At 72.6% G+C, this 21,687-nt stretch carries 16 protein-coding genes; 8 read left to right on the top strand and 8 right to left on the bottom strand.

Annotated elements, in window-relative coordinates; all coding sequences use genetic code 11:
• Positions 1–45: 45 nt before the first annotated feature.
• Positions 46–3,963, bottom strand: a complete 3,918-nt coding sequence (locus L3i22_RS15695; protein ID WP_221327701.1) for a hypothetical protein — start codon at positions 3,961–3,963, stop codon at positions 46–48.
• Between the two features lie 638 nt (positions 3,964–4,601).
• Here L3i22_RS15695 and L3i22_RS15690 point away from each other — a divergent pair.
• From L3i22_RS15690 to L3i22_RS15670, 5 genes are all read left to right on the top strand, one after another.
• On the top strand, positions 4,602–4,877 hold the full coding sequence (locus tag L3i22_RS15690; RefSeq protein WP_221327700.1) for a CU044_2847 family protein: 276 nt from the start codon (positions 4,602–4,604) through the stop codon (positions 4,875–4,877).
• Positions 4,874–5,851, top strand: coding sequence for a serine protease (locus L3i22_RS15685; RefSeq protein ID WP_221327699.1), 978 nt, complete (start codon positions 4,874–4,876; stop codon positions 5,849–5,851). The genes L3i22_RS15690 and L3i22_RS15685 overlap by 4 nt, the downstream gene beginning before the upstream one ends.
• A gap of 15 nt (positions 5,852–5,866) precedes the next feature.
• Positions 5,867–6,823 carry a hypothetical protein gene (locus L3i22_RS15680; RefSeq protein ID WP_221327698.1) on the top strand — a complete coding sequence of 319 codons (957 nt, stop codon included), beginning with the start codon at positions 5,867–5,869 and terminating at the stop codon, positions 6,821–6,823.
• Positions 6,824–6,873: 50 nt separating this feature from the next.
• Positions 6,874–7,782, top strand: coding sequence for a 5'-3' exonuclease (locus L3i22_RS15675; RefSeq protein WP_221327697.1), 909 nt, complete (start codon positions 6,874–6,876; stop codon positions 7,780–7,782).
• 567 nt (positions 7,783–8,349) lie between these two features.
• The gene (locus L3i22_RS15670) at positions 8,350–9,045 is read left to right on the top strand and encodes a PRC-barrel domain-containing protein (protein ID WP_221327696.1); all 696 of its coding nucleotides are present in this window, start codon (positions 8,350–8,352) and stop codon (positions 9,043–9,045) included.
• Positions 9,046–9,093: 48 nt separating this feature from the next.
• On the opposite strand, the gene L3i22_RS15665 is transcribed toward L3i22_RS15670, so the two are convergent.
• The 6 genes from L3i22_RS15665 to L3i22_RS15640 all read right to left on the bottom strand — a co-directional run bounded on the left by L3i22_RS15665 (position 9,094) and on the right by L3i22_RS15640 (position 14,841).
• Positions 9,094–10,803 carry a hypothetical protein gene (locus L3i22_RS15665; RefSeq protein WP_221327695.1) on the bottom strand — a complete coding sequence of 570 codons (1,710 nt, stop codon included), beginning with the start codon at positions 10,801–10,803 and terminating at the stop codon, positions 9,094–9,096.
• 143 nt (positions 10,804–10,946) lie between these two features.
• Positions 10,947–11,243, bottom strand: a complete 297-nt coding sequence (locus L3i22_RS15660) for a DUF6401 family natural product biosynthesis protein (RefSeq protein WP_221327694.1) — start codon at positions 11,241–11,243, stop codon at positions 10,947–10,949.
• A gap of 97 nt (positions 11,244–11,340) precedes the next feature.
• Positions 11,341–11,727, bottom strand: coding sequence for a PRC-barrel domain-containing protein (locus tag L3i22_RS15655; protein ID WP_255658263.1), 387 nt, complete (start codon positions 11,725–11,727; stop codon positions 11,341–11,343).
• A gap of 19 nt (positions 11,728–11,746) precedes the next feature.
• Complete coding sequence (locus L3i22_RS15650) at positions 11,747–12,745, bottom strand: hypothetical protein (RefSeq protein ID WP_255658262.1); 999 nt, start codon at positions 12,743–12,745, stop codon at positions 11,747–11,749.
• Positions 12,735–13,991, bottom strand: a complete 1,257-nt coding sequence (locus tag L3i22_RS15645) for an MFS transporter (RefSeq protein ID WP_221327693.1) — start codon at positions 13,989–13,991, stop codon at positions 12,735–12,737. The genes L3i22_RS15650 and L3i22_RS15645 overlap by 11 nt, the downstream gene beginning before the upstream one ends.
• A 4-nt stretch (positions 13,992–13,995) precedes the next feature.
• Positions 13,996–14,841: an alkaline phosphatase family protein gene (locus tag L3i22_RS15640; RefSeq protein ID WP_221327692.1), complete on the bottom strand. Its 846-nt coding sequence runs from the start codon at positions 14,839–14,841 to the stop codon at positions 13,996–13,998.
• A gap of 178 nt (positions 14,842–15,019) precedes the next feature.
• Between L3i22_RS15640 and L3i22_RS15635 the strand changes: the two genes are divergently transcribed.
• Positions 15,020–18,070: a bifunctional diguanylate cyclase/phosphodiesterase gene (locus L3i22_RS15635; protein WP_221327691.1), complete on the top strand. Its 3,051-nt coding sequence runs from the start codon at positions 15,020–15,022 to the stop codon at positions 18,068–18,070.
• A gap of 149 nt (positions 18,071–18,219) precedes the next feature.
• Positions 18,220–18,891 (top strand): GNAT family N-acetyltransferase, encoded by a 672-nt coding sequence (locus L3i22_RS15630; protein ID WP_221327690.1) that lies wholly within the window; start codon positions 18,220–18,222, stop codon positions 18,889–18,891.
• Here the strand turns inward: L3i22_RS15630 and L3i22_RS15625 are convergent.
• The gene (locus tag L3i22_RS15625; RefSeq protein WP_221327689.1) at positions 18,888–20,069 is read right to left on the bottom strand and encodes an acyl-CoA dehydrogenase family protein; all 1,182 of its coding nucleotides are present in this window, start codon (positions 20,067–20,069) and stop codon (positions 18,888–18,890) included. The two genes, L3i22_RS15630 and L3i22_RS15625, sit on opposite strands and share 4 nt — an antisense overlap.
• Positions 20,070–20,213: 144 nt before the next feature.
• Between L3i22_RS15625 and L3i22_RS15620 the strand changes: the two genes are divergently transcribed.
• A complete protein-coding gene (locus L3i22_RS15620; RefSeq protein ID WP_255658261.1) occupies positions 20,214–21,683 on the top strand; it encodes a GGDEF domain-containing protein in 1,470 nt (489 codons plus the stop codon).
• Positions 21,684–21,687: the final 4 nt, after the last annotated feature.

The raw sequence follows: 21,687 nt of genomic DNA, 5'->3' as shown, positions 1-21,687 counted from the left end.
TCACGAGAAGCCCGGACAGCCGACGGTAGCGGCACGAGGCATATTTCACGACAAGTCGGGACAGGGCCGACGGTACTCGAGCCGGGGCAGCAGCTGATCCCACTGCGCGGCGGTCAGCACACCCCGGGTCGTCGAGCAGATCCGCCGCTCGGCCGCGTCCCGGTCGACCTGCCAGAGCCGCACGGTGGTGTCCGCGCCACCGACCGCCAGCGACCGTCCGTCCGGGCTGAAGGCCAGCGTGAGCAGGACCCCGCTGTGCCCGGTCAGCGCCTGGCCGTCGAGCGCGGCGGCCGGCTCGGCCGGGTCCGCGACGTTCCACAGCCGGATCGTCCGGTCGTAGCCGGCGCTGGCCAGGGTCCGCCCGTCGGCGCTGAACGCGACCGCGCTGACCGCGTCGGTGTGCCCGGTCAGCGGCGCGCCCAGCGGTTCCGGCCGGTCCGGGCGGTGCACGTCCCAGAGCCGGACGGTCTTGTCGCCGCCGGCCGTGGCCAGGGTCCGCCCGTCCGGGCTGAACGCCGCCGACCACACCGGCCCGTCGTGGCCGGTCAGCGCCGGCCCGAGCGCGGCCGGCGCGGCCGGGTCGGTGACGTCCCAGAGCCGGATCGTGCTGTCGAAGCTGGCGGTGGCGAGGGTGTGCCGGTCCGGGCTGAACGCGACAGTCGTGACGTATCCCGCGTGCCCGGTCTCGATCACGCCCAGCGGCCGGGGGTGCACCGGGTCGCGGATGTCCCAGAGTTGGACGGTCTCCTCGTTCTGGGTGGCCAGGACCGTCCCGTCGGCGCTGAACGCGACCTGGCCACCCGCGTGCACGGTCAGCGGCGTGCCGACACGCTGCGGGCGGCTCGGATCCCGTACGTCCCAGAGGGTGGCTTTTTGATCTGTGCTGCCCATGGCGAGCAGGTTGCCGTCGGGGCTGAAGGCGACCCCGGAGACGCTCCCGCCGGCGGTGAGCGGCGGCCCGGCCGCGACCGGGTGGTCGGGATCGCGGACGTCCCAGAGCCGCGCCGTGCCGTCCGCGCCCGCGGTGGCCAGCAGCTGCCCGTCCGGGCGGTAGGTCGTGGCCGTCACCCGGGCGCTGTGCCCGATCAGGATCCGGGCCGGCACGGTCCAGAGCCGGACGGTGCCGTCGTCGCTGCCGGTCGCCAGGCTCGCCCCGTCGGGGCTGAACGCCACCGCGTAGACGATCCCGGACCGGGCGGCGAGCGGCTGGCCCATCGGCTGCGGCCGGCCCGGGTCGTTGACCGTCCACAGGCGGGCCGTGCCGTCGCTGCTGCCGGAGGCCAGCACCCGGCCGCCGGGGCTGAACGCGACCGACCACACCGGCCCGTCGTGCCCGGTCAGGCTCTGCGGCAGGGCGACCGGCCGGGCCGGGTCGGCCACGTTCCACAGCCGGATCGTCCGGTCCTCGCTGCCGCTGGCCAGGGTGCGGCCGTCCGGGCTGAACGCCACCGAGTGGATCGTGTCCGCGTGTCCCACCAGCGGGGAGCCGGCCGGGCGGGCGTGTGCCGGGTCGCCGACGTTCCACAGCCGGACGGTCCGGTCGTCGCTGCCGCTGGCCAGGGTCCGCCCGTCCGGGCTGAACGCCACCGCGCGTACCGCCGCGGTGTGCCCGGCCAGGGCCGGCAGCCGGACCGGCCGGCCGGGGTCGTGCAGGTCCCAGAGCCCGACCGTGTGGTCCTGGTCGGCGGCGGCCAGGGTCCGGCTGTCCGGGCTGAACGCGATCAGGTAGATCGTGCCGCCGGCGCCGTCGAGCGTGCCCAGCGCCCTCGGGTGGGCCGGGTCCCGCACGTCCCAGAGCCGGATCGTCGTGTCGTCCCCGGCGGTGGCCAGGGTCCGGCCGTCCGGGCTGAACACCGCCGAGGTCACCCAGCTGGTGTGGCCGCGAAGGGGCTCGCCGAGGGGCTTCGGGTGGCCGCGGTCCCGGACGTCCCACAGCCGGACGGTGCGGTCGAAACCGGTGCTGGCCAGCGTACGACCGTCGGGGCTGAAGGACGTCAGGTACACCGCGCCGCTGTGCCCGGACAGCGGCATGGCCAGCGGAGCGTCCTGCGTCGACAGCAACCTGGCCTGCGCCCGGCCGTCGTCCGGGCGCGACTGGTCGGCGGCCAGCGCCAGCTGCGCGGACAGCGACGGGTCGGGCTGCTGCATCCGGTCGGTCTGCGCGAGCAACTGCTCGAACAGCGCGTCGTCCCGCTGGTCGATCGCCACCGCGGCGGCGCCGACCGCGAGCAGGGCGAAGGCCGAGATGGCGGCGATCACCGCGCGCCGGATCCACCCGGTCCGCCGCCACTGCCGCCCGGACCGGGTGACGAAGTCGCGGGCGACCGCGGTCAGGCCCCCGAGCCCCTCGCCGCGCACCCACTGCCGGGCCGCCTCCAGGCGCATGCCCCGGTACAGCAGCGAGGCGTCCCGGCCCTCGTCGTGCCAGACCGCGGCGTCCTCCTCCAGCCGCTGCCGGACCAGGTTGCCGGCGCGGTCCTGTTCGATCCAGTCGCGCAGCCGGGGCCACGCGTACAGCAGGGCCTCGTGGGTCAGCTCGACGGCGTCCGCGTCCAGCGTCACCAGGCGGGCCTTGGCCAGGACCTCCAGCGCGGCGGCGGCCGCCGCGCCGTCCCCGGCCGACTCGACGAGTTCGTCCCGGGTCGCCCGCCGGCGCGTGTCGCGGGTGTCCTTGCCGACCCGGACCAGGCGCAGGAGCATGCGGCGCGCGGCCGCCTGCCCGGCCGGTGACAGGTCGGCCCAGGCCTGCTCGGCGGTCGTGGCGACGGCGCCCTGGATCCCGCCCGCGTCCCGGTACCCGGCCACGGTCAGCCGGCCGCCCTCGCGTCGCTGCCAGGTCGCGAGCAGCGAATGCGACAGCAGCGGGAGGGCGCCGGCGTCGTACGTGGCCTCGGCCTGTTCCCCGGTGATCGAGAGATCCCGCAGGATCAGCTCGGGGAGGCCGGCCTCCACCTGCAGACCGGCCGCGCCGGCCGGCTCGAGAACGGCCTCGCGGAGCTCGGCCGGGGCCATCGGCCCCAGGACCATCTGCCGATGCTGAAGAGCCGATGACAGTACGGGATGGTCCAGGCACCGGGCGTAGAAATCCGCCCGCACCCCGAGCACCACCAGCGTGTCCCCGGTGGACGCCACACCCAGGGCGGTGATGAACAACCGCCGGAGCCGCTCGTCCTCGCAGAGGGTGAACACCTCCTCGAACTGGTCGACCACCAGCACCGTGCGGCCCTCGGCGCCACCGGCCCGGCGTCCGAAGGCGGCGATCGCCTCGGCGAGCCGATCGGCCGTCGGCCCCTCGGCCAGCGCCGCGACCTCCGGCATGTGCCGCGCCAGCTCGGCCGGCGGATCGGCGCCCGGGGTCAGCACCACGACCGGCCACCCGCTCGACCCCGGCAGCGGGAGCCGGCCACCCAGGACGGAGGCGCCCAGACCGGCCTGCAGCAGCGAGGACTTGCCCGCGCCGGACGGACCGACCAGCATCACCAGGCCCCCGGACCCGGCGGCGTCGGTGATCCGTTCCAGCAGGGCCGTCGTGCTGCGCTCCCGGCCGAAGAACCACGCGGCGTCCTCCTCGCGGAAGGCGGCGAGCCCACGGTACGGGCAGACGTCGGATTCGGGGACGGAGGCCGGGCTGGCCAGCGCGTCCTCCCACCGGGACTGCCAGTCCCGGATGTCGTAGAGGCTCTCGACGACGGGCTGCGGCCGCTTCTTGCGCGCCTCGCCGATGAGGATCCGCAGCACGGCCGAGAGCGGCGTGAACCGGGCGGGGACGTTGGTGCCGCGCCGCCAGTCGCTGACCCGCTGCACCGACACCCGGATCGGCCGGCCCTGATCGTCCAGGAATCGCGCGCGGGTGACGGAGGCGACCACCCGGGCCAGCGTCGGATTTCCGGCCTGCGCGTACAGCAGCGCGAAGCGCTCGGCGAAGGCCGCCCGCGGCTCGGGGTCCGGCTGCGTCCCGCCCATGACCCCCCTCTGTCGCTGACGGATCCGCCCGGTCCGGATCCGGACCGGAAAACCGGGAACCCTCGATCGAGCAGCGATGATACAGACCGGACGACACCGGACATGGCGGACGGTCGCCGCCCTGCGGCATTCTTCGTGATCGTTCGCCGGAACGGCACGCCGCGACCGGATGGCCGCATTGACAACGGGGGCGGTCCATCCCGAACGGATGCCGGGTTCCGTGCGACTGCCCCTCCACAACCGATTATCGATGAACACCGTGTACTCTGGTGCCCGGACCGGCGTCTCCCCCCGTGGACGCCGGTCCTTTTACATGCGCCGGCGCGTGACCCGACCGCTGCCGGCCATCGGCCACACGTCGTGATCGGACACTGAGCGAACACGCCGCGTACGGCCACCCGCCGCCCGAGGTTCGCCGTTCGGCCGACCGGACTGACAGCTAAGAAGGTCGATCGGACCGTGCGGCCGTGCCGGGCTGACCGGCCGCGCCCCGGAGGTCGTCCGGTCAGCCGTTTCCGTCCACTTTGCACGTTGGTAACTTGCCGTCGAGTTGGTAACTCATATCGACGGAGGCGGCCCCGATGAGTGATCAAACTACGGTTGATCTAGTACGTTTCCGACTTTCCGACGGGGAGTCCGTGATCGTCGAGGTGGACGATCGCGACGCGGGTGCGGTCCGGGTCGGCGGGCGTCATCAGATGCGCGAGGCCCAGCAGATCCTCGACGAGAACCTGGTCCGGATCCGGGACGCCACCCGGACCGTGCTGGCGACGCTGCGGTCCGGCACCCAGCCGGACGAGATCAAGCTGGTGTTCGGGATCAAGTTCAACGCCGAGGCCGGGGCGGTCATCGCCCGGACCGGCGTCGAGGCCAACATCGGCGTCGAGATGGTCTGGAAGCAGGGCTCTCGATGACCTCGCCGGACGCGTCCTGGCGTCTGGTCGTCGAAAACGCCGGCTGCGGTTTCGCGGTCACCCCGACTCAGGGCCTGACCTGCGCGCACGTGGTCGGGACCGAGCCGACCTGCGTGGTGAGGTCGCTCGGCGAGCGCAAGGTGCGGGTCAGCTCGGCCTACGACCCCGGCGACCCCGGCACCCGGGCCGACATCGCGGTCATCGACATCACCGGGCACACCGGCGCGCTGGCCCCGATGGGCCCGCCGTCCGCTCCCCGGATCGGCAGCACGGTGCGCCTGCTCGGCCTGCCGTTGCGGGCGGGCGACGACTTCGGCCGGTGGGCCCGCGCCCGGGTGGCCGGCGCCGACCCGACCGGGCGATGGGTGCAGATGGACCCGCTCGACGCGCACACCAGCCCGATCGACCCGGGGTTCAGCGGGGGCGCGGTGGTCGAGGAGGAGACCGGCCGGGTGATCGGCATGGTCGTCGCGTCGCTGCCGGGGACGGCGGCCTGGCTGATCCCGCTGAGCACCGTCATCGACCACGAACCGTGGGTGGCCGCGGTGACCGGCGACCCGCTGCGAACCGATCCGGACTTCCTCCGGTTCCTCGATCAGCTGCGGGCCGGCCGGTACGCGGAGGCGCTCGACACGCTCCGCGGCGTCGAGGTCCGCCACGGCACGGCCTCGGACACCTACTACTACTGGGCGCTCACGATGCTCGGCGGTCGCCGTCCGGCACAGCACTCGGCCGTCGTCGTCGAAGCGGTTGAACGGGTCCTGAACGCGGCCCTGCGGCGCGATCCGCGCTCGCCGCACGCCAAGGCGCTGCTCGCGCTGCTGTTCGAGGACTACTACGTCCGCGGCCACGTACCCGGCCCACGGCCCGACCTGACCGGCGTCGGCCAGGTCGACACCGCCCACGCCGACGAGATCCGACGGCACGTACCCGCGCAGGAATGCCGGGTCTGGCAACTTCTCCACCGGTACTAGGGAACGAGGACCAATATGTACCCCCAGCAGCTGACCGCCCGCGCCGAGCGGGTCGACAAGTACTTCGTCCGCGTTCCGCAGCCGCCCGACTACACCAAGCCCGGGATCCTCGCCGTCGGTGGCGGGGTGCTGGTCCTGATCGGGATCATCACGGCCAGTGCCGGCAACGCCGGCAGCGGCGCCTGCCTCGGCCTGGTCATGCTCATCGCCGGCGGCGTGGCCGGGTTCCGCGGCGCCCGCGACCTGATCAACCGGCGCAACGCGTACAACGAGGCGATGGCCCGCGCGTACCCCCGCGCCACCGACGAGGAGATGGACGGCTACCTCACCGAGGGCACCAACCTGGCGGTGGGGAACGCCCACCGCCAGCTGAAGATCAACCCCAGCGGCGAGCTCACCATCCAGCGGGGCGTGAACCTGCTGGTCTTCTCCGGCTTCCCGGCCTCGGCGAACGGCTTCAACCTGCGGTTCGCGATCGGCGACGACAACGCGGTCCGGGCCTCGCATTACAAGATCCTCGTGGTGTTCGCGACGAACTACCGCTTCTCGACGTACGAGTGCATCTGGGAGATGAGCACCGGGGCGACCATCGCCGACGGCACCAAGGAGTACCACCTGCAGGACGTCGGCGGCCTGGAGACGGAGAGCAACCGGATCAGCTTCCCGCTGCACCGGACCGGCCTGACCGAGGAGGGCTCCGAGGACGACAAACCGGTGGAGTTCACCCAGCGGCAGTTGCTGCGCCTGATGGTCTCCGGCCAGCCGGCCATCGAGATGGTCATGGGCATCTCCGGCGACGCCCGGTTCCGGATCGCCAACGGGCAGCCGCCGGAGTTCCCCGCCCCCGAGGACATGATCCACCAGCTGCGGCAGTACCTGCGCGACCACAAACGTCCCCAGCAGCAGCAGTACCTGCCGCCCACGGGCGGCGCCGGCCTGGGCAGCGTCCCTCCGGAGCCGCTCGGGATGTGAGCGCGCCGCCGATCCCCGAGGTTGTCGTACCGGTGTGGCAGGGTGAACGCGTGACTCGACCACTGCTGGCCGTCGACGCCCCGAGCTTGTACTTCCGGGCGTTTCACGGCATCCCGGAGAAGGCGGCGCAGACCGAGGCCGGTGAGCCGGTCAACGCGATCCGCGGGTTCCTCGACATGATCGCGCAGCTGGTGCGGACCAGGCGGCCCGACCGCCTGGTCTGCGCGCTGGACGCGGACTGGCGACCGGCCTGGCGGGTCGAGCTGGTGCCGACGTACAAGGCGCACCGGGTCGCGCACGGTGCGGTCGAGGAGGTGCCGGCCTCGCTCGAGCGGCAGGTGCCGATCCTGCTCGAGGTGCTCGCCGCGGTCGGCATCCCGGCCTTCGGCGTGCCGGGCTTCGAGGCGGACGACGTGCTCGGCACGCTCGCGGCGACCCAGCCCGCGCCGGTCGAGGTCGTCTCGGGCGACCGTGACCTGTTCCAGCTGGTCGACGACGAACGCCGGACCCGGCTGCTCTACTGCGGGCGCGGCGTGGCGAAGCTGGAGGATGCCGACGAGGCCCTGGTGCAGGCGAAGTACGGGGTGGCCGCGCGGCACTACGCGGACTTCGCGGCGATGCGCGGCGACGCCAGCGACGGCCTGCCCGGCGTGGCCGGGGTCGGGGAGAAGACCGCCGCCCGGCTGATCGAGCGGTACGGCGGGATCGCCGAGATCATGGCCGCGCTCGACGACCCGGCGTCGGGGTTCGCGCCGGGCGTGCGCACCAAGCTCGAAGCCGGCCGGGAGTATCTGTCGCGGGCGCTGCCGGTGTGCCTGGTCGCGCTGGACGTGAAGCTGCCCGACTTCGACCCGGCCCTGCCGACGGCGCCCCGCGACCCGGACGCGCTGCTGGCCCTGGCCGAGCGCTGGAACCTGGCCGGCTCGGCCCGGCGCCTGGTCGACGCCCTGGCGGGCTGACGCTCCCGGCGGGCTGACGCTCCCGGCGGGCTGACGCACAGGCCCAGGCCGGGCTGAGGCGGGCCGGCTCACACGGGGCCGGCTCACCCGCGGCCGGCTCACCCGCGGGCCGGCAGGTCGACGTGGCGGCGGGCTGACCAGGGACGACCGCCTGGACGATCTCGGCAGAGCGCACCTTTCTCCCAGGGGCGCCCCCCGAGGTCAGTATGGCGGCAAAGTTCAAGATCATGCCGGCGGCCTGTGGACAACCCGCCAGTGTGGACAACCGGAGTGGATCACCCCCGGGTGGGCAACATAGATCCGTAAACACTGAACGGGTCGCGATCGTCATCGGCGGCGGCTCCGGGCCGGGCTGCCGGGAGCTGCCCCTCGGGCTCACCCGAGCAGGGTTCGTCGTCGCGGCGCCGCGGGTCCGAGTAGCTCGAAAGTGAACCAACCGTGAATGAGTCCCGCTGAATTGTTAGAACCGGGCAGCAACGGGCATGAACCAGACCGGGTGCTCAAACCCAAACACATCCCTACAAAAGATGTGAAAAGCACGAGCAACCGATGATGGGAGAACCCTCCGTGATCACGCAGGAGCACATTCACACGCTGCAGGGCCGGGAAGTCCACGACCGGGACGGCCACAAGATCGGTACGGCCGGGCAGGTGTGGACCGACGCCGCCGGGATGCCCACCTGGGTGAGCGTGAAGACCGGACTCTTCGGGCTGAACGAGTCGCTGGTTCCGCTGCAGGACGCGGATCTGGCCGAGGATCGCCTGGTGGTGCCGTTCGACAAGGCGACGGTCAAGGACGCGCCGAACGTGGACGCCGAGAACGACGAACCGCTGTCGCAGGCCGAGGTGGCCCAGCTCTACTCCTACTACGGCGTGCAGCCGCACGACAGCTACCAGTCGTATCAGGCCGGCGCGGCGGCGAGCAACGAGTACTACGCGGGCGGCGAGTCCGGCTACGGCCGCGGCGCCGACCACAGCCGCGACGCCGACTTCGCCCGCGGCTCCGACAGCGCCGGTGAGACCAGCGGCGTCATCGGCGCCAAGCATGACGACACCCACTACGAGACGCGCGGCACCGACTACGAGGCCGGCGCCGGCCAGGGCAACGGCCGCTACCCGACCTCCTACGCCGACGAGCGGGTCACCCGGCCCGAGGAGCGCTCCGACCGGCCCGGCCTGCGCCGCTACGTGACGACCGAGCAGGAGCGGATCGACATCCCGGCCCCCCGCGAGGACCGCACCGAGGACGGCCGCCTCGGCTGACCCACCACCACGTGAAAGCCCTGGCCGCTGCGAACGGCCAGGGCTTTTTCACGACAAAACCGATTTATTCGGTACGAGGTCAAGCGCGCCCGCCAAGCAGAAACACCGTTCCTCAGCGTATTGGCCATAGTTGGTCAATGCGTTGGTCCCGACCGGGGGGGTCGGGGGCCTCGCGAGCGGTCTTCGAGGCCGGGGAACGCCGGGGTCTCTGGTCGGGGCCGGGCGCGTCTTGTCCACGGGTGTGGTGCGTGCCGTCTCGACCAGCCCGAACTGTTGTTCCCTCGCGCCCGTGGTGTGGGGTGCGGCCTGGCCGGTAGTTTCCCGGGCACGATCCGCTGGTCGTGTCCGGGTGACACCTGACCGTCGCCGCGCCGTGAAGCCGTGGGCACGTCGTGCGATCACCACCGCCGCGGCATGATGCCGGGTCGCGGTGGGAATCCTCGTTGTCAGAGCGGGCTTCCAATGCTGGCCGCCCCACCTGGAGGTATAGGCCGGGTCGACAGCGATCACCGCGATCCCCGCGGTGGAGGCCATGCCGGCAAGGCGATCCCGGAACTGTGCGGTGGGGATCCCTGCGACCGTACGCCGGAACCGCTTACCCCGCGCACCGCGCCCCATGGTCTCCCGGCCGGTAGCACGGGCGTCGGCGAAGCCCAGGTTCTCGACCGCGATCGCCGGGCAGCCGTGCAGGTGCGCGAGGTGCAGGGCGTGGCTGATCCCGGCACGTAGCCGTCCGTCACGCTGTGAAGCCGGGCCGGAAAGGTCGAGCGGGATGGTGATCGGGGTGCCGACCGGGTTGCCGTGCGCGTCGATGACGTGCGCGGCGAGGTGGTCGGCGTTCAGGTCGATGCCCAGTAGTCTGCCGCCGGCGAGCGCGTCCAGGCCGGGCGTGTAGGCCGGGGCTGTCCAGGATGCATCCAGGTACCAGCGGCCCCGCACCGCATCGAAGCAGATGTCGTAGCGCACCGACTGGTCGGCGGTGACCCGGTCGGCCCACTGCCCGGCCCGATGCGTGAACGCGACCGGCTCGGCAAGGCGGTATCTGCCGCGTCCGGCGTTCGCCAGATGCTTGAGCTGGGACGGGAGTGCGATTGACACGATGCCGCCGGGCGTGACGGTGATGGTGTAGTTGCCGTGCGGGGCGCCGGTCTCGCCGTCGGCGGTCAGGAACATGCGGGCCGCGTCCCACCGGGCCCGCCACTGCGCCTGGGTGAGCCCGGCGCTGCCGAGCCGGTGGCGGGTCTTGGCCAGCCGCCGTCCGCCCGCAACGATCGCCGGGCGACCGGCGGCCAGCCGGTTTTGTGCTGCGGTCTGGCGGGCAGCGAGGACTTGGCGGCGCTGTTGCTTGGCGGCCCGCTCGCGGCGGCTGGCATAACCGGATGTCCGGCCGGCCCGGCCGCCGACCGGGGCGCCGATCCGCGCGTCCAAGGTAATCAGGGCCTGACCCAGGCTCGACACGTCAGCTCTGAGAGCCCGCATCCCGAGCTGGTACTGGTCTTCGGCGGCCCGGGTGATCGAGCCGGCCCACCGGGAGGTCGTCACCGCGGTCAACTCCCGCTTACGCCGCGCGCGCTGGGTGTCCTTGCCGGACACATTGCCGAGCCGGACCCGGACGGCCAGATCAGCCCGATACAGCCCACCCAAAAAGGTTGCGACCTGTGTCAGGACAGCAGCCTCCCCGGTGCTGGGCCGCAGCCTCGTCCGAATGCGGGTGCCCGCAGGCGCGGCGACAACGAACGACGCCGCGATCGGCCGCAACGCCTTCCTCCGCCGCCTCGTTGCCACCCGGCGAATAGTACATCCGTTCGACGGCGGCCAACAATGACCAACAACCTGGTCAGCAGTTTGGGAACCCGAGCAGCGCCCGTCGAGCAAATACCAGCCAAGTGACACGCCCGAGCTCAGCAAACCCCCCGAGCCATCAGGCACACCGCGAGCAGATGCACCGAAGCCCACGACGCCACCCGCCAGTCCACCACCGGCCCCGGCACCCACCCCCGAGCCCCGGCCGCATCAGCCACCCCGTCCGCGTAAGCGGCCAGATTCACCGGCGTCACCGCGCCGATCGCCACCCTGATCCGCGCGGCATGCCGGTCGGCGAGCGCCACCAGCCCCGGCGGCGGATCCACGGGCACGCCGAGCCGCCCGGCCCACTGGTCGAGGGCCAGGCACGCACTGTCGAGTAGATCCAACTCCATGGCGGTCCACGGTACAAAGCACCAGAACCGCCGACAACGGCCACGAACCACCACTGGCCGTTCGTCCGGCCGCCTCGGATCGTCCGGACGACCCCGGTCAGCGCCGGGCGAGGCGGCGTTCCCCGCCGGCCCCGGGCGCGTACGGCACCCCGTAGTGCGCGAACACCCGCGGCTCGTCGGCCGCCGCCAGTTCGCCGTCGAGGTCGATGGCCGGCGCGTCGCCGGCGAGCTTCTTGTCGTACCGCACCCGCACCGCGTCCGGTTTGACGGTCGCGCCGTCGAGCGGCACGAAGATCAGCCGGTGCCGGCCGATGAAGCCGACCCGCACGGTGATGAACGACGGCTCGTCGGTGGCGGTGTCGACGTACACCGCCTCGAGGTCGCCGATCTTGCCGCCGTCCGGGTCGATGACCTTCTGGCCTCGCCAGTCACGCAGATTCTCCGCCGGGAACATGCTGTGGCTGTGCCCGGCGGAGAATGCCACGAAACGCGGCGTGCGAAAGTCAGTTCCCGAGCGCGGCCGGCGACTCCGCGTCCGGGATCAGCAGGCGGGCGGCGCCCGACCCGTCGGCCGGCACGGCCCACACGTCCGACTCCCGGGTCCCCCGCCGCACCCCGTACATCACTGTCCGGTCGTCGAACCAGGCCGCCTGATCGTCGACGCTGCGCGTCTCGGCGAGCGGGGTCCGCCGCATGGTCGCCAGGTCGAGCACGGTCAGCCGCCAGCCCTTGGCCGGGTTCCCGCCGATCGCCTCCTTGAAGGCGATCCGGGTCCGGTCCGGTGACAGCGACGGGCACTCCACGTTCTCGGCGAGCGTCCGCACGGTCTGCGCCCCGATGTCCCCGCTGACCAGATAGCGTTTCCCGGCCGTCGACATGGTCGCGTAGAAGTGCTGGTCGTCCAGGAACGTGACGCCCCAGAAGTTGAGGTCCACCGCCCGGTAGGGGCGCCCGTCCCGGGTCACCGAGAACAGCTCGAGCGAGTCGACCGTCTCCCCGGTGGCAAAGTTGATCATGCCGGCCCGGGTGGAGAACTTCCCCCCGTTGTACGAGTCGCCGGTCACGAACACCGTCCAGGCCAGCACGTTCCCGCTCGGCGACACCCGCGCCCGGTTCGGCACCCCGACCACCGGATAGGTCTCCCCGACCCGCAGCGACGCGTCCAGCACGGCCAGCTGGTAGGTGGCGAGCGGGCCGTCCGGCCGCAGGCAGATGCCCCGGCCGGCGGCCGCGTAGACCCGCACGCAGTCGAGCGCGGACAGCGCCCGCGGCCCGCCGGGCGCCGTCCGGGTCACGGTGCCGACCCGGCCGTAGCCGGCGGGCGCCGTGCTCCGGAACAGCACCCGGTCGCCCGGCCCGGCGTCCACCGCGGAGGCGGCCGCGGCCGGCGCGTCCCCCCGGTGCCCGGCGATCACCACGTAGGCCACCGCCCCGCCGATCAGCACCACCGAGACCAGCGCCGCGAGCAGCAGCCGCCGGCGCAGGGACAGGTCAGTGGACACCGGCACCCCCCGACGGCACGACGTTGCGGGCACCCCGCAGCAGGACGGCGGAGACCGGCAGCGCCAGGACCGCAACGAGGGCGAACGCGTGGATCGCCCCGCTCGCGTCCCACCACTGCCAGGCGAGACCGAAGAGCACCGAGGAGACCAGGTAGGCGAGCGCCTGGCCGGTCTGCACCAGGGCGAGACCGGTGGTCCGCAGCTCGGCGGGGAGCAACGGCCCGGCGAGCGCCATCAGCACGCCGTCGGTGGCCGCGTAGTAGACGCCGTACAGCAGAAGAACGAGGCTGACCGCGAGCGGACCCGCCCAGCCGGACCCGAGCAGCAGGTAGATGATCAGGAGGGCGGCGTAGCCGCCGACGACGACCGGGGCCCGGCCGAGCCGATCGGCGAGGTTGCCCAGCGGCACGGCGAGCAGCAGGTAGGCCAGGCTGGTGCCCACCGCGAGCAGCGGGAACCACCCGGTGGCGAGGTCCTCCCGGCGCTGGATCACCAGGTAGACGAAGCCGTCGCCGATGGTGCTCAGGCCGAGCAGCACCGCGCCGAGCAGCAGCATCCGGATCGGCCGCCGGCGCAGCAGCGCGAACGCCGCGCCCAGGCTGACCGTGCCGGACGCCGGGCGCGGCGCCCGGTGGTCGCGGACGAACAGCACGAGGACGAGCACGCCGATCAGCGCGACGCAGCCGCTGACCACGAAGACCGCGTCGTAGGCCTGGCCGGACGCGGCGAGCACGGCCAGCGCGACGAGCGGGCCGGCGAACGCGCCCGCGGTGTCCATCGCCCGGTGCACACCGAACGCCCGCCCGAGCTGCCCGTCCGGGGTGGCGAGGGTGATCAGGGCGTCGCGGGGCGCGGTGCGCAGCCCCTTGCCGGCCCGGTCGGCGATGATCGCGGCGCTCAGCCAGGGCACCGAGGTGCCGGCCGCGAGCAGGCCGAACTTCATCAGCGCGGAGAGTCCGTAGCCGATCCCGGCGACCGTCTTGCGGCGCCGCGCCCGGTCGGCGACGTAGCCGCCGACCAGGCGCAGCAGTGCGGTCGCCCCGGTGTAGAGGCCGTCGATCAGCCCGTAGACGGCGGGGCTGAGCCCCAGTCCGGCGACCAGGTACAGCGGCAGGATAGCCGAGACCATCTCGCTGGACACGTCGGTGATCAGGCTGACCGTGCCGAGGGCGAGGACCGTGCCGGCGACCCGCTTGGTGCGGTCGGCGCGCCCCGCGACCGGCCGTTCCACCGAGGCTAGATACATGCGGTTACTGCCAGACGTCCGTGATCGGCGAGACGCTCGCGGCGCCGCCCAGCGCGGCGAGCCCGTACGCGGACTCGATGGTGCGCAGCACGGTGTAGTGCGTGATCTTCTCGGTGTAGGAGCCGGTCTTGACGTTCGCGCCGACGAACGCGGTCCAGATGTGGTTCAGCGAGAGCGAGTTGTCCTCGTCGAACGTCACGATCAGCAGGCTGTTGTGGGTCTTGGCCCACTGGGCGTACCCGTCGAGGTTGTTCTTGAGCCAGGTGTTGCCGGTGCCGACCGAGCAGTCGTGCATGTCGTTGCACATGTCCGGGGTCACGAACGAGACCGTCGGCAGCTTGGTGTAGTCGGTGGGGAACGTGCTGTACCGGACGTTGCCGGCGGCGGGCACGGTGCTGAAGTCGACCCAGCTGTTGTGCTTGCGCCGGTAGGTGCCGCTGGAGCAGCCGGTGTAGCCGTCCGACGGCATCGCCTCGGAGTAGCCCTTGAACGTCCTACCGGCCGAGATCAGCTGGGCGCCGAGGTTGCCGGTGGTGAACGTCTTGGGGCAGTCGTCGTTGGTCACGCCCTGGGTCGCGCCGGAGAACAGGGCGATGTAGTTGGGCTGGCTGGGGTGGGTGATCGCGTACGACTGGGTGAACTTCGCGCCCTGTGCCGCCAGCGACGTGAAGTACGCCGCCGAGGACGCGGTGATCTGCGAGGACGCCTTGTTCTCGAACATCACCAGCACGATGTGGTCGAAGGCGGGCACGCTGGTCGCGGCCTGGGCCTGGGAGGACGCGGCGGTGAGGCCGGCGCCGAGGAGAGCGAGGGACGCGAGCACAGTCCCGATACGCCTGATGGACGACATACCGACCATCCTCGCCAAGATCATCGACGAGTTTCGACACGATACGTGGCCGAAAGGTTAAGTAACGACGTACGTCTATTGATTGCCAACCGGGTGCGACCCCGCCCCCGGCCCTCAGGTCCGCGCCGGACTGCCCGATATCGCGTTCGTCGGAACCAAACACACGAACGGAGTACGCATGACGACGCGGACCGCTCGCGCGTGCTTCGGCGCCTGGTCCCTGGCGCTGGTCACCCTGTACTACGCGTTCCCCGGAGCGCATCTGTACACGTGGGCCCTGCTCGGGTACTCGTCCGCCGTCGCGGTCCTCGTCGGGGTGCGGCTCTACCGGCCGGCCCAGCGGCTGCCCTGGTATCTCACCAGCGCCGCCCTGGCCTGCTTCACCACCGGCGACAGCTGGTACAACCTGATCCTGGCGCTCGGCCGGCAGCCCGGCTTCCCGGGCCTCGCCGACCTGTTCTACCTGCTCGTCTACCCGCTGCTGACCGGCGCGTTCCCGCTGTTCATCCGGGCCCGCTCGGGCCGCGGGGACAACCGGGCCGCGCTGCTCGACGCGCTGGTCCCGACGGTCGGGATGGGCCTGCTCGCCTGGGTCTACTGGATCGCCCCGTTCACCCGGGCGGCCGACCTGTCGGTGCTGGAGAAGGTCGTCTCGATCGGCTACCCGCTCGGCGACGTGCTGGTGCTCGCGATGATCCTGCGGATGGTGACCGCGATCGGCAAGCGGCCCAAGGCGCTGTCCAGCATCGGCCTGGCCATGGTCGGCCTGCTCGTCTCGGACGTCTTCTACGGCCAGTCCCAGCTGCGCAGCGACTGGACGCTGGGCGGCCCGGTCGACCTCGGCTGGATCGTCTTCTACACCACGATGGGCTACACCGCGCTGCGCCCGGCGATGGCCCAGCTGACCGAGCCGGCCGAGCGCTCCCGCGCGATCATCGGCCAGTCCCGGCTGATCTGGCTGGCCGCGGCCGCGCTGATCGCCCCGGCGGTGCTCTGCCTGGAGTACATCCAGGGCCGGCCGGCCGAGATCGCCCGCGGCGGCATCGTCGACGCCCCGGTCATCGCGGCCGCCGCCGCCGTCATGTTCGTCCTGGTCCTGGCCCGGGTCGCGGATCTCGCCCTGTCCCAGCGGCAGGCCGGCGCCCGGGAGCGGGCGCTGCGCGAGGCCGGCACCCTGCTGTTCGCGGCGAACACCGAGGACGAGGTGAAGAACGCCGTCCACGACGCGATCGTGCGCCTGATGCCGGTCGGCACGCCGTACTACCTGCAGCTGAGCCCGCCGCTGGCGGGTGCCCCCGAGCTGGCCGTGCACTGGCGGACCGCCGCGGAGCTGCCCGGTGGCGCCGGCGGCTTCCCGCTGGCCCTGTTCGTCACCCAGCCGCTGCCCGGTCACCGGCAGGGCCAGACCGTGCTGGGCGCGGCCGAGGACGTGCTGCACGCCGTACGCCCGTCGCTGCAGACCCTGGCCGCGCAGGTCGCGGTGGTGCTGGAGCGGATCTCGCTGACCGCGGAGATCAACCAGCGGGACAGCGAGGCGTACTTCCGCACCCTGATCCAGAGCACCGCGGACGTCATCCTGATCATCGGCGACGACGACACCATCCGGTACGCCAGCCCGTCCGCGGACAAGCTGTTCGGCGGCCCGGTCGAGGTCGACACGCCGCTGTCGCTGCTGGTCGCGCCGGAGGGCCAGGACGCGCTGCGGGACACCCTGGCCCGGGTCCGGCACACCCAGGGCGAGCTGGACGGCGTCGAGCTGACCGCGCAGGGCGCCGGCCGGCGCACCATGCTGGTCGAGTGCGACCTGCGCGACCTGCGCGACGACCAGAGCGTGGCCGGGCTGGTCGTCACCATGCGCGACGTCACCGAGCAGCGCCGCCTCGAGGACGACCTGACCCACCAGGCGTTCCACGACTCACTGACCGGGCTCGCCAACCGGGTGCTCTTCCGCAACCGGCTCGAGCAGGCCTTCATCGTCGCCCAGCGGGACGCCGCGACGCTCGGTGTGCTCTTCGTCGACCTGGACGACTTCAAGGAGGTCAACGACACGCTCGGGCACGCCGTCGGCGACCAGCTGCTGCTCGCCGTGGCCCACCGGATCTCCTCGATCATCGGGGCCGGCAGCACCGCGGCCCGGATGGGCGGCGACGAGTTCGCCATCCTGGTCGAGCAGAGCAACAGCGCGGACGCCACCGAGGACCTCGCGGCCCGGATCGTCGCCGAGCTGGCCACCCCGCTGGAGGTGCCGGACGGCGAGGGCGGCCTGCACATGGTCAGCGGCAAGGTCAGCGTCGGCATCGCGATCAACCGCGACGCGGACAACGCCACCGAGCTGCTGCGCCACGCCGACCTGGCGCTCTACCTGGCCAAGGGGATGGGCAAGGGCGGCTGGCAGCGCTACCAGAGCGACCTGGCGCACTCCATGGTGCAGCGGCTGGAGCTGCGCACCCAGTTGCACGAGGCGATCGAGGACGAGCAGTTCATGCTGCAGTTCCAGCCGATCGTCGAGCTCGCCGACCAGCGGGTCACCGGCGTCGAGGCGCTGGTCCGCTGGCAGCACCCGACCCGCGGGCTGCTCGGCCCGTTCCACTTCGTGGAGGCCGCCGAGGAGAACGGCGCGATCGTCGGCATCGGCAGCTGGGTGCTGGGCGAGGCGCTGCGGCAGATCGCCGCGTGGAAGGCGCAGGACCCGGAGACCACGCTGCGCTACGTCAGCGTGAACGTGTCGCCGCTGCAGTTCCGCGCGGCCGACTTCGTGGCGCAGGTGCGCGAGGCACTGGAGGCGGCCGGGGCCCGGCCGGAGTGGCTGCTGCTGGAGATCACCGAGAGCCTGGTCCTCAAGGACGCCGACAAGGTGGTCCAGGATCTGCGCGCGTTGCGCGCCATGGGGGTCCGGGTGGCGATCGACGATTTCGGTACGGGGTACTCGTCGCTCAGCTACTTGCGGCAGATGCCGGTGGACGTGCTGAAGCTGGACAAGTCGTTCATCGACGACATTCTGACCAGCCGGCAGCAGCACGCGCTCGTCGACGCCATCGTCACGCTCGCCGGGAACCTGGACCTGGCCGTCGTCGCCGAGGGCATCGAGGAGGCCGGGCAGATGATCGCGCTGGACACCATGGGCTGCCACTACGGGCAGGGCTATCACTTCGCCAAGCCGCTGTGGCCGGCCGAGATCCCGGCGCTGACCACCTCGGCCCCGCGCGAGGCGGCCGCGCTCAGCGCCTGAGAGCTGAGCCTGCCGACCACGCAACGATCCACCTTACGTACGGGAAATCCGATTTGTTATTGACTGTCGGTTACCGAACACTCACTCACAGGGTGAGCGCCGCGGTTATCGACTGGCGCGACCGGCCGGGAGGGGGCAGGGTCACAGGGGTGCTGAACAACCCCGTGTGGGCCGCCCTCTCCGGGCCGCAGGCCGGCTATGCCGAGGCCGCCGGAGAAGCCGCCCGATATCTGCCCGACATCGCCCCGTTCTGCGCCGTGAGCGACCCGGCCGACCCGGCCGCCTGGCGCGACCTGGCCACGCTGACCGATCACGCGCTGCTCACCGGTCCCGCCCTCAGCCCGCCGGCCGGCTGGGTCGAGGAGTCCCGGATGAAGGGCGTGCAGATGGTCGGCACCGCGATGTCCGCGGTCGGCGACCCGGAGGCGATCCCGCTCACCGAGCACGACGTCCCCGAGATGCTGGAGCTGGTCGCCCGCGCGCAACCCGGCCCGTTCCGCAAACGCACCCTCGACCTCGGGCGCTACCTGGGCATCCGCGCCCGGAACGGCCGGCTGATCTCGATGGCCGGCGAGCGGTTCCGGATGCCCGGCTGGACCGAGGTCTCCGCGGTCTGCACCGACCCGGAGTTCCGCGGCCAGGGCCTCGGCGCCCGGCTCACCCTGGCCGTGTCGGCCGGCATCCTGGCCCGCGGCGAGCTGCCGTTCCTGCACGCGGTGCACGACAACGAGAACGCGATCCGCCTCTACGGCCGGCTCGGCTTCGACCACAACGCCGACGTGGTCTTCGCGTCGTTCCGCCACACCGGCGAGGCCGCCTAGAGCTGCCCGTGGTTCGGGGGCAGCACGTCGGCGAGCTCGTAGGCCGCCAGGTGGTGGTACTTCCAGTCCAGCGGGTCGTGGACGCTGTGCGTGCGGGCGTTGCGCCAGTGCCGGTCCAGGTCGTACTTCGCGGCGGCCGCGCTGGTCCCGCACATCTGGAACAGCTCCGACCCGGCCTCCACGGCGACCTCACTGCCGAAGGCCTTCGCGGCCGCGACGGCGAGTGAGCCCCGGGCCGCGGCCTCGGCGTCCGCCGGGGTCAGGGTCACTTCTTCGAGGGTACGGGCGGAGGAGTCGAGCAACGCCTCGGCCGCCCGCACCCGCGCCGCGAGCCGGCCGTACCGGTGCAGCACGTGCGGGTCCTCGGCGGCCGACGACGCGCCGGCCCGGACCGCCTCGGTGGACGGGCGGGCCTTCGTCCGCAGATAGCCGCGCGCGTCCGCCAGCGCCGCGCCGGCGATGCCCACCTCGATCGCCGCGTGGTAGAGCTGCGCCCGGGCGCCGAGCTGCTGCGGCCGCTCGTAGGCGTGCGCGTAGTCCAGGCGCAGCCCCGGCTCGACCGGCACCCCGGTGAAGGTGGCCGTGCCGCTGATCGTGGCCCGCTGCCCGATCACGTCCCAGTCGGTGTCGACGGCCACCCCGTCGGCGTCCCGGGCGACGAACGCGAGCACCAGCCGGCCGTCCTCGTCCAGGGCGCTGACCGCGATCCAGGCGCTGGTCAGCGCCCCGGTCGTGTAGTACTTCACCCCGTCCAGGCGACCGGCGCTGATCTTCGTACGCAAGTCCTGGGCATGTTTTCCGCCGCGCTCCGCGAGCGCGTTGCCGAACCGGCGGCCGGCCAGGACCTCGCCGAACAGGCGCTTGCGGGTCTCCGCGGAACCGTGCACCGCGAGCACGTCGACCAGCAGGAAGTGCGCCTGCGGGACCTGGGCGACGGACGGGTCGGCGGCCGCGACGACCCGGGCCACCTCGGCCAGCGTGCGCGGGCCGAGCCCGGGCCCGCCGTCGGCGGCCGGAACGGTGATCGCGAGCAGGCCGGAGGCGTCGAGCGCGGCGAGGGCCGCGGACGGGATCACCGTCGCGCCGTCGCGATCGCGCTGGATCGCACCGGGGGCGAGGTCCGCGGCGAGCCGGTGGGCGGCCGCGACGGCCTCGTCGTGCGTCTGTGGGGCGGGCATTCACCGATCGTAGGGCTCCGCCGTTCCTCAAGTGGCCCGCGGGCCGACCGATCAAACGCAGGTCATCGCGGGTCATCACGGCTCGTCACGGCTCGTCACGGCGGAGGAGGGGTCTTGCACGCCTGGAACAGACGTGTCCCACCGGTGCATCTCGCACTCGGGGTCCTCTATGTCACCGTGCTGGCCCTGTCCACCGGAACGCTGCGCGGCGGCTCGGTCTCCTACGAGCAGGTCGCCGAGGGCGCCCGGGTGGTGTTCGGGGTGATCGGCATGGTCGCCGCGATCCGCGCCGCCCGCGCCCCGGCCCTGCTCCCCCGGCTCCGGCAGGCGTGGCGGGCGGTCACCGTCAGCCTGGCCGTGCTGATCCTGTCCCCGCTGCTGGTCGCCGGCCTGCGGGCGGCCGGGATCGTGGCCGCCGACGACGTCACGCACGTCGCGTTCGTGGCGGCGCTGCTGGTCGCCCTGCAGCGCTTCCCGCTCGCGGCGACGAACAGCCGGGAGCGGTGGAAGGCGGCGCTGGACGCCGGAACGGTGCTGACCGGCGGCATGGTGCTGCTCTGGTACGTGTCGTTCGGCCCGTACGTCGACGCGCACGGCCTGTCCCTCGCCGTCGTCGTCGCCGCCGGCTTCTACCCGATCGTCGACCTGGCGCTGCTGTTCGTGGTGGCCCGGGCCATGCTGCGCGGCTCCGACCCGTCCGCGACCCGCCCGCTGCGGCTGCTCGCGGCCGGCACGCTGGTGCTGTTCGCCGGCGACGGGGTGCACGGCTACCTGCACGGGCACGGCCAGATCTCGATGCACTCGCCGTGGCAGTTCGTCTGCTGGATCACCACCGACGCCCTGCTCGCGGCGGCCGCCGCCGAACAGTGCCGGGCCATCTCGGCCGGCCGCCGGGAGGCGCGCGGCGACCTGGGCGCCAGCCGCCACCTGCCGCTGGCCGCGGTCGCCATGGCGCACGCGCTGATGCTGACCGCCGCGCTCCAGGAGGAGAACCTCTACCCGTGGGGCGGGCTGGCGATCGGCGCGACGGTGCTCAGCGCGCTCGTGCTGTGGCGCCAGATGCTGGTCCAGCGGGAGAGCGACGAGCGGGCGCTCACCGACGGGCTGACCGGGCTGGCCAACCGCTCGCGATTCCGGGCGACGTCGTACCGGAACCTGGCCCGCAACGCCCGGGCCGGGCGCTGGTCCGCGGTGCTGGTCATCGACATGAACGGGTTCAAGGAGGTCAACGACACCCTGGGCCACAAGTCCGGCGACCTGGTGCTGGTCGAGTTCGCCGAGGTGCTCAAGCAGTGCGTCCCCGCGCCGGGCCTGCCGTGCCGGATGGGCGGCGACGAGTTCTCCGTCGTGCTGACCGATCTGGATTACCCGGAGCAGGCCTACGACGTGGCCGGCCGGATCGCCGCGGCGATGGGCCCGGTCGCCATCGACAACAAGCTGATCCCGCTCGCGGCGAGCATCGGGGTGGCCGTCTCGGCGCCCGGCGAGCTCACCCACGACGAGATCGTGCACCGCGCCGACCTGGCCATGTACCGGGCCAAGGCACTAGGCCCGCAGACCCGCTGGGCGATCTGGCAGGAGTCCCTCGAACCCCAGCCGGCCGCCGCCGCCTGACCGG

It is taken from the genome of Actinoplanes sp. L3-i22 (genome assembly GCF_019704555.1).
Lineage (GTDB): Bacteria > Actinomycetota > Actinomycetes > Mycobacteriales > Micromonosporaceae > Actinoplanes.
Note: the sequence above shows the minus strand (reverse complement) of the source record. Positions and strands in the feature narration are given on the sequence as shown.

Excerpts from the sequence above, each read along its gene's own strand:
- L3i22_RS15695 (WP_221327701.1), bottom strand. The coding sequence starts at position 3,963 with ATGGGCGGGACGCAGCCGGACCCCGAGCCGCGGGCGGCCTTCGCCGAG.
- L3i22_RS15685 (WP_221327699.1), top strand. The coding sequence starts at position 4,874 with ATGACCTCGCCGGACGCGTCCTGGCGTCTGGTCGTCGAAAACGCCGGC.
- L3i22_RS15680 (WP_221327698.1), top strand. The coding sequence starts at position 5,867 with ATGTACCCCCAGCAGCTGACCGCCCGCGCCGAGCGGGTCGACAAGTAC.
- L3i22_RS15660 (WP_221327694.1), bottom strand. The coding sequence starts at position 11,243 with ATGGAGTTGGATCTACTCGACAGTGCGTGCCTGGCCCTCGACCAGTGG.
- L3i22_RS15645 (WP_221327693.1), bottom strand. The coding sequence starts at position 13,991 with ATGTATCTAGCCTCGGTGGAACGGCCGGTCGCGGGGCGCGCCGACCGC.
- L3i22_RS15640 (WP_221327692.1), bottom strand. The coding sequence starts at position 14,841 with ATGTCGTCCATCAGGCGTATCGGGACTGTGCTCGCGTCCCTCGCTCTC.
- L3i22_RS15635 (WP_221327691.1), top strand. The coding sequence starts at position 15,020 with ATGACGACGCGGACCGCTCGCGCGTGCTTCGGCGCCTGGTCCCTGGCG.
- L3i22_RS15625 (WP_221327689.1), bottom strand. The coding sequence starts at position 20,069 with ATGCCCGCCCCACAGACGCACGACGAGGCCGTCGCGGCCGCCCACCGG.